General features: G+C 66.9%; 10 protein-coding genes. 6 read left to right on the top strand and 4 right to left on the bottom strand.

Annotated features, from left to right (window positions below; translation table 11 throughout):
• Positions 1–111 precede the first annotated feature (111 nt).
• On the top strand, positions 112–1,485 hold the full coding sequence (locus tag CYFUS_RS06040) for a serine/threonine-protein kinase (protein ID WP_095984364.1): 1,374 nt from the start codon (positions 112–114) through the stop codon (positions 1,483–1,485).
• A gap of 334 nt (positions 1,486–1,819) precedes the next feature.
• Positions 1,820–2,761: a hypothetical protein gene (locus tag CYFUS_RS06035; protein ID WP_095984363.1), complete on the top strand. Its 942-nt coding sequence runs from the start codon at positions 1,820–1,822 to the stop codon at positions 2,759–2,761.
• A gap of 7 nt (positions 2,762–2,768) precedes the next feature.
• On the opposite strand, the gene CYFUS_RS06030 is transcribed toward CYFUS_RS06035, so the two are convergent.
• Positions 2,769–3,521, bottom strand: a complete 753-nt coding sequence (locus CYFUS_RS06030) for a YqjF family protein (RefSeq protein ID WP_232537396.1) — start codon at positions 3,519–3,521, stop codon at positions 2,769–2,771.
• Between the two features lie 11 nt (positions 3,522–3,532).
• Entirely contained in the window at positions 3,533–3,961 is a 429-nt protein-coding gene (locus tag CYFUS_RS06025) for a hypothetical protein (RefSeq protein WP_095984361.1), read from the bottom strand.
• A 207-nt stretch (positions 3,962–4,168) separates the two neighbouring features.
• Between CYFUS_RS06025 and CYFUS_RS06020 the strand changes: the two genes are divergently transcribed.
• Entirely contained in the window at positions 4,169–5,695 is a 1,527-nt protein-coding gene (locus CYFUS_RS06020; RefSeq protein ID WP_095984360.1) for a peptide MFS transporter, read from the top strand.
• A 754-nt stretch (positions 5,696–6,449) separates the two neighbouring features.
• Here CYFUS_RS06020 and CYFUS_RS06005 read toward each other — a convergent pair.
• Positions 6,450–7,988 (bottom strand): hypothetical protein, encoded by a 1,539-nt coding sequence (locus tag CYFUS_RS06005; protein ID WP_095984357.1) that lies wholly within the window; start codon positions 7,986–7,988, stop codon positions 6,450–6,452.
• A gap of 325 nt (positions 7,989–8,313) precedes the next feature.
• Between CYFUS_RS06005 and CYFUS_RS06000 the strand changes: the two genes are divergently transcribed.
• From CYFUS_RS06000 to CYFUS_RS05990, 3 genes are all read left to right on the top strand, one after another.
• Positions 8,314–8,817, top strand: coding sequence for an HNH endonuclease (locus CYFUS_RS06000; RefSeq protein WP_157758269.1), 504 nt, complete (start codon positions 8,314–8,316; stop codon positions 8,815–8,817).
• Positions 8,814–9,245, top strand: a complete 432-nt coding sequence (locus tag CYFUS_RS05995; RefSeq protein WP_095984355.1) for a DUF4265 domain-containing protein — start codon at positions 8,814–8,816, stop codon at positions 9,243–9,245. The genes CYFUS_RS06000 and CYFUS_RS05995 overlap by 4 nt, the downstream gene beginning before the upstream one ends.
• 772 nt (positions 9,246–10,017) lie before the next feature.
• Complete coding sequence (locus CYFUS_RS05990) at positions 10,018–10,428, top strand: ester cyclase (RefSeq protein WP_157758268.1); 411 nt, start codon at positions 10,018–10,020, stop codon at positions 10,426–10,428.
• Between the two features lie 75 nt (positions 10,429–10,503).
• On the opposite strand, the gene CYFUS_RS05985 is transcribed toward CYFUS_RS05990, so the two are convergent.
• Entirely contained in the window at positions 10,504–11,844 is a 1,341-nt protein-coding gene (locus tag CYFUS_RS05985; RefSeq protein ID WP_157758267.1) for an amidohydrolase family protein, read from the bottom strand.
• Positions 11,845–11,920: the final 76 nt, after the last annotated feature.

The raw sequence follows: 11,920 nt of genomic DNA, 5'->3' as shown, positions 1-11,920 counted from the left end.
ATCCATCAGCCACAGGACAGCCCGCCTCCTCAGGTTAGCTCAAGTGCCCTCCGCTCGACAGAGGGGGGACCCCCCCCCGTGAGAACACTCCATCCAAAGTGCTAATCTTGAATGATGGCGGACCTGGATAGCACCTTCCACATCCTTCCCCACAAAGAGCATACACCGTCTCGGGATGTACCTGCCCGAGTACAGGTCTCTCCTGGAGTGCTCGCGGGGGAATACGTCCTCAAGGCGGTACTGGCTTCCGGAGGGCACGGGGCCGTGTACGAGGCGGAACACCGCATCCTCGGCCGGCGCGCCGCGGTGAAGGTGTTGCATCCGCACCTGACGGATCAAGGCGAGATGTTGCAACGCTTCGTGCGCGAGGCGCGGGTCGTCAATCAGATCCGCCACCCGCATATCGTCGACGTGTACGACTTCGGCATGCTGCCGGATGGCAGTCCTTATTATGTCATGGAGCTGCTGCCAGGCCGCACGCTCAGCCAGCTGCTGCACGAGCGGGGACGCCTGTCGCCGGAGCGGGCACTCGCCTTCCTCGAGCCGGTGTGCGAGGCGTTGGAAGCGGCCCATCGCGCGGGCGTGGTGCATCGGGATCTCAAGGCGAGCAACGTGGCCGTGGTGTCCGAGGGCGAGCCCCCGGTGGTGAAGCTGCTCGACTTCGGCATCGCCAAGTTCATCCACCCCGAGCCGGGCCAGGAGGGGCTGACGATCGCCGGCCAGCGCCTGGGCACCTCGCAGGCCATGGCGCCCGAGCAGTTCCGCAGCGGCAGCATCGGCCCCACCACGGACGTGTACGCGCTGGGCGTGCTGCTCTACCAGATGCTCACCGGCCACTACCCCTTCCAGTCCGATGACCGGCTGGAGGTGGAGCGCATGCACCTGGAGGCTCCCCCGCCACGGCCGAGCACCGAGGCGCCCGTGCCGCCCGCGGTGGACGCGGTGGTGTTGCGCTGCCTGGAGAAGGAGGCCGAGCACCGCTACCCGGACGTGGACTCCTTCCGCACCGCGCTGCGCGAGGCGGTGTTGCCCGCGTCCACCACCCGGCTCACCGCCATCAGCCGCAGCGTGCGCGCCTTCGCCCTGCATGCCGAGGTGGTGATCGAAGAGGGCGCCGAGGACGACGCCGCCTACACCACCGTCTCCGAGGTGCTCGACGGGCTCGAGCAGGACCTGCGCGCCGCGGGCTTCGTGCTCGCCGTGCAGACCGGCATGGCGCTGCTGGGGGTGCGTCCGCTCGACGAGCCGCCGCGCACGGGCGCGCGCGAGTTGCTGGAGACGGCGCACCAGCTCCACGAGCGGGCCCAGGCCCGCGCCCGAGGCACCCGCGTGAGCGTGCGCGCCTGCGTCCACGTGGGCCAGGTGGATGCCCGGCGCGGCCCCGAGGGCATCGACATCACCGGCGGTCCCCTGGCGGACATCGCCGGCTGGGTGGTGCGCGACACGAACGGGTTGGGCATCACCCCCGCGGCCGCGCGCGCCTGACGTCCCCGCTTTCCCTCCATCACCTCCCACGCGTGCGTTGAACAACGGGGTGTGGCCCTCGTGGGCCCCCCGTGTGTCCGCCCGCGCCTCGTACCCGGTACGAGACACAACCCCGCGAAATGATGACTCCCCGTCATTCGGGTATGCCCCGCGGTCCAGGTGTTTTCGACTAAACTAGAAATAATCGACTACATGAAGTTTCTCTTCTACACGGCTTTATCTTTTGTCACAGTAAAGGCGTGGAGAACGGGTTGTCGGGGTTTTTCCGAGAGTTCCCACACAGGAGGAGTCGCTTCACCGAACATCCACATCCGTTTTGGGGGGGAGGAAGTCCATGCTGATGAAGACCTTCGAGGCTCGGAGCAATCATGAAAGCAGTGGCCCGACGGGATGGCAGTGGTGGGCAGGTATCCTGCTGGTATTCACCATCGGGTGTGGACCCGGAGAGGACACGTTCCCGGAAGCGGAGACTCCCGAGGAAGCGCGACAGGAACTCCTGCTGAGCAACGGGCTGAGCCTCAACGGGCTGAGCCTCAACGGGCTGAGCCTCAACGGCCTGAGCCTCAACGGGCTGAGCCTCAACGGCCTCTCCACGACGACCTTCCACAACTGGTTCCAGGTGAACGCGGCGCTGCGCGCCGAGGTGATGAGGTACCTGGTGGAGTGCGCGGTGCCGGCGGGCTCGACGCGCACGTACACGGCCCCCAGCACCGGGACGACCTATGTGTGGACCGGCGTGTTGGGACTGGCCCCCAGTTGGAGCAGCGGGCTGGCGGCCACGACGGCGGAGCTCCAGGTGGTGTCCGCGTGCCTGGCGGCGCACGCCAACAAGTACGGCCTGCACGTCACCGTCTCCCTGCGGGGCCTGGACGGAGCCAACAATGTGATCGCCACCACCTCGCAGGAGCTCACCAGCCACACGCTGCGCGAGGCGTGCTTCTTCGGCAACCTCTTCGATGGGAGCACCGGCGTGTTCGGCGGCAATGACGGCCTGTCGCTCGCGGCCCAGCAGAGCAGCCCCCGCCTGTGCGGCCTGCCGGGCGCGTCCTCCTCGTCGCAGTGCTCGCCCATGGTGTACGTGGGGAGCTGCTCGCAGTACTGCACCCTCGACAGCAGCCAGAGCTACTACACCTCCTGCGTCTACAACGGCATCACCTACCGGCCCGTCTCCACGAGGATGAAGCCATCGGACATCGCCACCTGCGGCAACGGCGTGTGCGAGCAGACGGAGAAGAGCGGCCTGCCCGCCTACTGCTCCGCCGACTGCGGAAGCTGAGCGCGCGTCAGCGCACCACGCGCCGCAAGCGGAACACGTCCACGTCCACGCCCTCGGAGAAGTGGGCCAGGGGCGCCTCGGACGGGCGGGACAGGCCCGCGGCCGCCAGGAGCGTTTCCTCCAGGCCCTCCACGTCCGCGCCCCTCACCTCGTAGGGCGCGTGGTGCACCTGCCCGCGGTAGAGCTCGCCGCGAGCCTGGGAGTAGAGGAAGTAGCGCTCGACGAGGAAGTGCTGGAGCGTGCCCGGCGTGGACGTGGACGCGCTCCCCTTCGGCCTGCACCGCACCGCGCAGGTGGCGGGCGTGGGCGGGGGCCAGCGGCGCTCGGAGCGGTAGGCGTAGGAAGTCCCCCCGGGCGCCGCCGTCAGCTCCATGCCCGCATAATGGTAGGGCAGCTTGAACCATGCCCTCGCCAGCCGGACCGCGATGGCGTTGGCGGCCTCGAGGCTGAAGAACCAGACGCCCGGGTCGCGCCCCTGGAAGTGCACGTAGGTGCGCACGTTCGTCTCGTGGAAGTCCGACAGGAAGCCCACCGCGGGCAGGCCCCGGGGCCGCACCCCGCGCATGGTGAAGGGCACGAGCCCCACCCAGGCCCGGCCCTCGAAGGTGTCGAGCGTGAGGCCCTCGGGCAGCAGCGGGGCCACCTGTTCCACGGGCAGCGACCAGTGCAGGAAGAGCAGGTGGCGCCAGCTCTGGTACATCACCGGCCGCTCGTCCGGGCGGCGCGTGGGCGCGAGGCGATCGATGTCCGGCGAAGACATGGGCCGCAACCTCAACCCTCCCGCGAGGGGGAAGGGGGCGGCAGGTCCGGGTCGATGCCGTGGGCGAGCCAATCCACCGCCTTGCGCTCCCACTGCGGCTCCTTCAACGCATCCAGGTAGCGCTCGTAGGAGTAGACGCCCGTGGACTTGGCGATGCGGAGGATCTGGATCAACGCCACGGTGCTGTCCAACACCACCACCGAGCGCTGCATGCCATGGTCGCGCAACCACACCATCGCATCGCGGATGATCTCCTGGCTCTCGGGGGGATTGGACTTCTGGGTGCGTGAATCCACCAGCAACCCGAAGGGCCGTCCCTCGAGGCGAAGCACCCGGGCCTTGAGATCCTCGAACCACAGACGCGCTTCCGCGGGAATGATGTACCCGGGGGCGGTCGAGCGGAAACCATAGTCCGTGGCCACGTTCTGGGGGACAGGCATCTCCGTGTCTCGTCTCGTCGAAGGGGACCACGCACCAGGTTCTTCTGGCCCGTGGGCGGGGCGACTCTAGCGTGAACGCTCGCGCCTCCGAAGGTTCGTGAGCCTCCGCGCGCGAACGCGAGTGCATCCAATGGCCCTGGAAAAGTCCAAGCGATAGAGTGAGGGGTCGGCAGGACGTACGCCAGCCGTTCCCCCTTGGAGTTCGCCATGACGATGACCACGGCCCCCTCGCTCTCCGGAGAATCGGCGGCCCCACCGCTCGCGACCCGGGGCTTCTTCGGCCATCCGCGGGGACTGGCCACGCTGTTCTTCACGGAGATGTGGGAGCGCTTCAGCTTCTACGGCATGAAGGCGTTGCTCATCCTCTTCATGACGGAGACGGCGGCGCGGGGAGGACTGGGCTTCGACACGGCGAAGGCGAGCGCCATCTATGGCCTGTATGGCTCGGCGGTGTACCTCACCGCGCTGCCGGGAGGCTGGCTCGCGGACCGGTTCATCGGCCAGCGGCGCGCGGTGCTCGTGGGCGGCATCATCATCGCGCTCGGGCACTTCAGCATGGCGATGACCGGGGTGGCGTTCTTCTACCTGGGGCTCGTGCTCATCGTGACGGGCACGGGGCTGCTCAAGCCCAACATCAGCGCCATGGTGGGTGGGCTCTACCCCGAGGGCGGGGCGCGGCGCGACGCGGGCTTCTCCATCTTCTACATGGGCATCAACATCGGCGTGTCCGTGGCGCCCATCGTGGTGGGCCTGCTGGGCGAGCGCGTGAGCTGGCACGCGGGCTTTGGCGTCGCGGGCGTCGGCATGGTGCTCGGGCTCATCCAGTACGTGGCGGGCGCCAGACACCTGGGCGACGTGGGACTGTCCACGCGCGGGAGCACGGAGCCGTCCGCCGAGGCGCCACGCGCGGGCTCGCGCGGTCTGGTGCTCGGAGTGGGGGCGGTGCTGGTGGTGCTCCTGGGCGTGTTGCAGGGATTGGGCGTCGTGGACATGACGAACGCGGTGGGCCTGGGCGACGCGGCGGGCTTCGTCATCGTGGCGCTCGCGCTCGCCTTCTTCGGGTACATGTTCGCCGCGGGGGGGCTCGAGGCCGCGGACAAGCGCCGCCTGGCGGTCATCGGTGTCTTCTTCCTGAGCTCCACCGTCTTCTGGGCCGGCTTCGAGCAGGCGGGCTCCTCGCTCAACCTCTTCGCCCGGGAGCTCACGGACCGCGACGTGTTCGGCTGGAACGTGCCCGCGAGCCTCCTCCAGTCCATCAATGGGGTATTCATCATCACCCTGGCGCCGGTGTTCGCCTGGCTGTGGGTGTGGCTCAACCGGCGAGGCCACGAGCCCTCCAGTCCCGCCAAGTTCTCCCTGGGACTGGTGATGTTGGGGGCGGGATTCCTGGTGATGGTGGGCGCGTCGCTCGCGGCCGCGGGAGGCCATCGGGTGAGCCCGATGTGGCTGGTGCTCACCTACCTGCTGCACACCTTCGGCGAGCTGAGCCTGAGCCCCGTGGGATTGAGCACGGTGACGAAGCTCGCTCCGCCACGCACGGTGGGCATGATGATGGGCGTGTGGTTCATGTCCATGTCGCTCGGCAACCTCATCGCCGGGCGCGTGGCCGGGCAGTTCGAGGCCATGCCCCTGCCCCAGCTCTTCGGCGCGGTGGCCGCCGTCGCCATCGCCGCGGGCCTCCTGCTCGCCCTCTTCGTCAAACCCTTGCGGCGGATGATGGGCGGGGTGAACTGAGGCGCATGTCCGACTACGGAGCGGCCGGGTGCGCCTTCTCCGGAAGCTGGTAGTCGGCGAACCAGCCTTCGGGCGATTTCACGAACGAGAGGGAATGGACGGACGGCTCACTGCGGGCGGGGTGCAACTCGGCCCAACGTTGAAGAGAAGATCCTCCCGACGGATGAGCAGGGAGGGATCCACTCCAGCGGGAAGCCGCGAAGTCGCGGGGAAATCGAGCGGTTGATGCCGACACAGAAAGGAGGCCAGCTGGAGCAACTCCGCGTCCGTCGTCTGTGCCTCTGTTTCCCCGGACGTCTTCTTCGCCCATGTGGCATACAGACTCTTGGGGATGGCGTTGAAATCCGACGGCTGGACCTGGATGTTGAAGGTATAGTCAATCCAGGCAGGCCTTCCCCGATGAAGGATGGCCTCACGCTGATGCATGGACAGCGCCGTCACGATCCTGGCCTCGACTTCCGGAACGGTTTGGAGGACATGGCAGCGAGCGCTGGTCCCTCGCGTCGTGATGAGGCATTTGACACGCATCAGGGCTGGAGTGGAACTCTCCGGCTGGCTCGCCTCGCGGCCAGCCCGTGCACCCCGCCAGAATGAGCTGCGCCCCCAACAACAATGAGTTGCCCGTCCTCGCCAGGCATGAAGCTCTCGCCATGGCGAGGCATGATACTCCACACAAGCCCGGACATCCACGTCCACTCAATCTTCATACCTGATAAGAGTTTTGGCTTTCCAGGCAAGACAGAGACAGAAGCACTCATGTCCCTCCACGCAGCCAGTCGTCGAATGTGGCATTGCCTACCGCCTCGTAAGCTGCAAAGTCCCGCTTGTTGCGCTTGAACCGCACGAGTATGCGATGGAAGTACCTGGCTGGGAGCCTCTCATCCACGGCGTTCTCCGACACCTTCAGCTCGTCCGCGAGCATGTGCCGCAGCCGCGCCCGGACCCACCGCTGGGCCCTCTCCTCCCACCAGTGGTTGGGGTGAGGCCACGCGCTCACGTCCGCGGCACCGAGCCGGAAGCCCCCATGGGGATCCACGATGCAGCCCGCATCACGCTCAACCTTGTACTCGGCGGAGGCAGCTGCACGCGCCTTCTGGAGGAGGGAATCCGTGTCCGTCACCGCAGTTCCCCACCACTCCATCAACAGCCGTCGATCACTCTGTGCATGCAATTGCACTTGCTTGGGGTTTTTCGCTCTACGCTCCACCAACTGAGCCTTCAGGGGGCCTCCGACTGCGCGCTCCAAGACAAGCTCCAGTTCATCGCGTACTCCGTCCGGACGGCATACGTCCACGAAGCAGTGGGCGAGCACTTCCACATTAGGAGCTGCCGCATGGAGACGAGGATTGAGCGGCAGAGTACCCAAACGCGGGGTCGCTGCAATCTTCGCACGCGCAACCTCCTCCTGCACACGCAACACCGGACGAGCATCCTCGCGCTGCACCTCCATCTCATGGGCTCGCTGCGCATCACATGCCCACTCAGTCTGGCGCTCACGAGCGCACAGTTCATCACGCCGCTGTTGCTCTTCCCTTTCGCGGGCACGCTGCGCGTCGCACCGCTGCTGCTCCTCGCGCTCGCGTTGGCGACGCTCCTCCGCCGCCCGCTCACAGGCGGCCTCGAAATCCTGCGCCGTCTGGCAATCGGGGCATAGCTGCCGTGCTACCGGCAGCACCGCCCGCTTCAGCGGAAGCGGCACGGACGGGTACCAAGTCAACGTGGTCTCCGTCCCCAACAGCACCCAAGCCTCCACCTCCACCATCTGTGCCCCAGCCACAGTGAGGGCGGCAATTTTCTTGGGCGAGCAGGGGTGGGAAGCCCGCACCTCAAAGGAGAGAAGAGGAACGCCCGCCCGGAGGAGCACCACGTCCGGCCGCAGGGTGCGGCGCGGGTCCAACCAGTGCTCGATGCGCACCACGTCGCTCGGCTTTGTGCGCAATACTTCGTGGCTCAGGCCCACCGCACACCGCAGGCAGGGTTGTTCCACAACCAGCGCTCCACCCTTCTCGCAGAGTTCCTGAAGGCGCACGCGGAGATGGAGCTTCGCGGCGAAGTGCAAGCCCCCCTCCCCTTTCGCGCCCCAACACGGGCGCTTCGCAGCGGTGCCCCGCCTATGCCGAAAAAAGGCACGCACGGGGATATTGCCCACTCGCACGAAGGCGGAGACGGGCACCAAGGGCTGCCCGCAGTCTTCGCTGGGGCAGAAGGCATCGCCCTCGGGCTGTCCCTTGAAGGCGATTGCTTCCAGTACCTGGATGTGCCCGCCGGCCTTGCGCAGGGCGATAGTGAGCATGGGGCCTCCTGCGAACTCGCCGCGAGTGTAGCTAAACTTCCTGGGCGGAAACACCCAGGCGCAACCGCGTGGTGCGCGATGCGCAAGAACTGGTCGAAGGTCAGCGCAGGGGAGCCACATCACTGGGGCAGGCAGCGGGGACATGCATCCAACAACTTGTGGACACACAGCCCACCGGGATGGGCGTGACTCACGCGGCGCCACTCCCGCCTTACGGCTGCAGGACGGATTCGTCTGGAGTGCTCGCTCCCCGTCCCATCCAGGAAGTCACGGTGGTAAAGTTTTTTTTGAACTCGATCCGAGCACCTCTTCTTGGAAGGTCACCATGTTCACGCCTCGCAGCCTCGTCCCGAAGGTCCACTTGTTCTTCGCCGCTACGGTCCTGGCGCTGGCCGTGCCCTTCTCTGTCCAGGCCACAAATACCCGCATCCATCCGGAACCGGCCTCGTCCCTCGTAGCCCCACTCACATTCGTGGCGGTCGAAAAGCAGTCGGCGCTCAGGAGTTCTTCAAGCCAGCTCAACATCGTGGCCGGTAAGGCTATGAGGGGCAGTTCCGGGGGAGCCCGCTCAGGCAAAGCCTTCACGCCCGCGGGGAAGAGGGAGATCGATGCGGCGAACGCCGCGAAGAACAACGGCAGCAACAAGTGCGAGAACTGCGGGGAGGACGTCGTGCCCGCGAAGAAAAACGAGCGAGGCGTGTCGCCACCCGTCAATCAGCGCGAGCGTGACCACATCATCCCGAAAAGCAAGGGAGGTGATGGGTCGCCTTCCAATGGGCAGGTCCTCTGCCGAGAGTGCAATCAAGAGAAAGGGGACAAGTCTCCATGAATGAGCGCCTGAAACTCCGTTTCCCATTCGAGAATGCGGAGGGAGAAGAGGAGGCAGAGACCCTGTGGGTCATCAAGCGGGAGGATGGATACGAAATCGATAACATCCCGTTCTACGCGAAGGAAGTCTCACTCGGGGACGTGGTCGCGGCCCAACCAGACGCCGGTGGAGTCCTCTGGTATTCCGAGCTGGTGCGTCCCAGCGGACACAGCACCCTTCAGCTCTGGTTCTCGCGCCAGGAGGATGTCGAGTCCGTGCGCGAGGCCCTCCGCCAGCGGGGATGTGCCTCGGAACTCAGCGACCTGCCCCGCCTGGTGGCGGTGGATGTTCCTCCCCACGTGCCCTACGCGAACATCAAAGCTTTACTCGAGCAGGGTGAGCAGGCGGGGCAGTTCGAATACCAAGAGGCGTGTCTCGGCTTCAACTAGAGGTGTGACAGCAAGAAGGCCAGGGAGTCGAGGTCCGCGTCCCTCATGGCGCACGTATCCGGCGTCGAGCAGGTCGTCGTGGACGTAGGCCAGGTCTGCGACTCGCCATCGAAGCCGTGCTCGGCGTCTGTGTATGAGCTGAACACCAACTCGTGCCCACTGCCCGGCGTGGAGCCGTAGGTGGACCAGGCCGTGGTCGCGCGGTCTCCACCATGGCCGCCTGCGCGCCCTGGAACCCGCCCAGGATGCCAATGCGCGTCGCGTTGATACGGCTGTCCGTCGCCAGCCAGGCCCGAGCCGCCTGGGCATCCAGCACGCGGGTGGTATAGGGATCGACCCGCCCTCCGTACTTCTTGCCCGAGCACGGGTCCTGCCACAGGGAGATTTCCGAGTCGGGGACCGTGGAGGGCCTGCGCCGGGTGAAGCTGTCGACCGCCAGGGCGACGAGGCCTTCCGACGCCAGCTCCAGGCCCCACTTCTCCACCTGGTTCCGCAGGTTGGGAGTGCCATTGGAGTTGGTGGCCCCCACGACCCGGCTCGAAGTGCTATTGCTTTTACGCAAATCGAACAGGCGAGCGCGTCCCGGGCTGGACGCCCCGTGAGGTTGAATACACACGCGTCCAGCGCACATCCACCGCGGCTGAAGAATTCACTCCACACCATCAGGGCAATGGGCCACCCTACCAATCGCAGACGCACGTGGCGGGAGTCGTTGTCTTTATCACGGCACCCGCTATCATCCCGTTCCCCGATTACCCCGGAAGGACCCACCATGGACGCCGCGAAGGCCCGTCAGTTCTACGAGGATTTCCTGAACACGCTCTACATCCAGCGCAATGTGGGGCGACTGGGCGACTTCATCGCCGCGAACATCGTCTCCCACCCCGTCTATCCGGGGCAGACCCCCGGCATCCAGGGCTTCGAGCAGATGACTCGCGCCTTCCTGGACACCTTCTCCGACATCAGCTTCCGCGTCGACGGCTTCTCCCAGGAGGGAGAGACCTTCTCGTGTCAGCTCGTCATGAAGGCCAAGCACATCGGCACCTTCATGGGCATCCCGGCCACCGGCCGCACGGCGGAGGTCGTGGACAACCTGCGCTACCGGCTCGAGAACGGGAAGATCGTCGAGTACTGGAGCAACGTGGACACCCAGTCGCTGCAGCGCCAGTTGAGCGCGGCCTGATCGGACGCTGAAGTCGGAGACGCCCCCCGGCGCCAGCAGGCCCCCTCTCGGAGGGGGCCCCACGTCCGCCCGGGCTCACCGGTTGAAGGACTCGGCCACCTTGTCGCGCAGGCGCTGCAGGTGCTCGCGCGTCAGCCACTGGCCACGCACCATCACCCCGAGCGCCTGCCCCGCCTGCCCGACATCCTCCAGGGGATTGCCCGGCAGGAGCAGCAGATCCGCGTGCTGGCCCACCGCCACCGTGCCGAAGCGCGCCGCCGGGTCCACGTGCTCCTCGATGAAGGCCGCGGGGTTGCGCGTGCTCGTCACCAGGGCCTCGTAGGGCGACAGGCCCGCCCGCACCAGCTCCGCCAGCTCCAGGTGCACCGTCTTGCCGGGAAAGAGCCCCGCGTCCGACGCGTTCGTCCCCAGCACCAGCCGCACGCCGGCCTTCTGCAGCGACAGGGTGAGGTGCTGCACGAAGGGGTAGGCCGCCCGCTGCCGCTCGGAGAACTGCCGCACGTCCACCCGGCGCGTCGGGTTGGAGTAGCGCCAGTCGCTCATCACCTTCGGGGACAGGTAGCGCGCCTCGGGATCCGAGAAGACGCCCTCCAGGTCCTCCATCATCTTCAAGGACGTGTGCACGTGCGACAGGTCCGGCACCACCGTCGTCCCCGCCGCCTTCGTGCCGAGCGCGAAGCCAGGGATGCGTGACTCGTCGCGCGAGCCGGCGAGGAAGTACTCGATGCCGTGGGAGATGAACGCCTGGCGCGCGCGCAGCACCGCGTCCACGCCCACCCTGCGCGGCACATGCCCCATCACCGGCAGCTTCTGCTCACGCGCCGTGGCCACCAACTGCTCGTACACCCCCGGCGGGACGTTGTCGTAGACCTTGATGGCGTCATAGCCCTCGCGCTTCTGGCGCACCACCGCCTGGCGCGCCTGCTCGGGCGAGTTCACCGACACCACGCTGCCCCCCTCGGGGCCTCCATCCATGAGCGGACTGCTCGTGTAGAGCCGGGGGCCGAGCACCTGACGCCTGGCGATCTGCTCGCGCAGCTTCAGGTGGCGCGGGGTGCCGTTCAGCTCGAAGACGGTGGTGACGCCATGGGCCAGGTACGACAGGAGCTGCTCGTCCGAGTGCAGGTGGATGTGGAAGTCCGACAGGCCGGGCATCAGATAGCGGTCCTTCGCCTCGATGCGCCGGGCGCCCGCCGGCACGGTGATGGCCGTGGAGGGGCCCATCGCCGAGATGAGCCCATCGCGGACGATGACCGTCTGATCCGGCAGCACGCGCTCGGAATCCATGGGGACGACATTCACCCCGATGAAGGCCACCGCCTCGTCCGACCTGGCGGGCCCGGACCCGGAGTCGTGCACGCACCCCGGCAGGGGCACCGCGAGGCAGAGGAACAGGAAGCAGACACCCAGGAGCATCCCGGCGCTCGGGGTCTTCAGGACAGGTCTTTTCACGAGTGGCATGGCCGGCGCGGAGTATAGAGGAGCGCGCTCA

The sequence above is a fragment of the Cystobacter fuscus genome (assembly GCF_002305875.1).
Taxonomy (GTDB): Bacteria; Myxococcota; Myxococcia; order Myxococcales; family Myxococcaceae; genus Cystobacter; species Cystobacter fuscus_A.
Note: the sequence above shows the minus strand (reverse complement) of the source record. Positions and strands in the feature narration are given on the sequence as shown.

Bases quoted from the DNA above. Each gene is read 5' to 3' on its own strand.
- CYFUS_RS05995 (WP_095984355.1), top strand. From the start codon at position 8,814: ATGAATGAGCGCCTGAAACTCCGTTTCCCATTCGAGAATGCGGAGGGA.
- CYFUS_RS06020 (WP_095984360.1), top strand. From the start codon at position 4,169: ATGACGATGACCACGGCCCCCTCGCTCTCCGGAGAATCGGCGGCCCCA.
- CYFUS_RS06040 (WP_095984364.1), top strand. From the start codon at position 112: ATGATGGCGGACCTGGATAGCACCTTCCACATCCTTCCCCACAAAGAG.
- CYFUS_RS06005 (WP_095984357.1), bottom strand. From the start codon at position 7,988: ATGCTCACTATCGCCCTGCGCAAGGCCGGCGGGCACATCCAGGTACTG.
- CYFUS_RS06030 (WP_232537396.1), bottom strand. From the start codon at position 3,521: ATGTCTTCGCCGGACATCGATCGCCTCGCGCCCACGCGCCGCCCGGAC.
- CYFUS_RS05985 (WP_157758267.1), bottom strand. From the start codon at position 11,844: ATGCTCCTGGGTGTCTGCTTCCTGTTCCTCTGCCTCGCGGTGCCCCTG.
- CYFUS_RS06025 (WP_095984361.1), bottom strand. From the start codon at position 3,961: ATGCCTGTCCCCCAGAACGTGGCCACGGACTATGGTTTCCGCTCGACC.
- CYFUS_RS05990 (WP_157758268.1), top strand. From the start codon at position 10,018: ATGGACGCCGCGAAGGCCCGTCAGTTCTACGAGGATTTCCTGAACACG.
- CYFUS_RS06000 (WP_157758269.1), top strand. From the start codon at position 8,314: ATGTTCACGCCTCGCAGCCTCGTCCCGAAGGTCCACTTGTTCTTCGCC.
- CYFUS_RS06035 (WP_095984363.1), top strand. From the start codon at position 1,820: ATGCTGATGAAGACCTTCGAGGCTCGGAGCAATCATGAAAGCAGTGGC.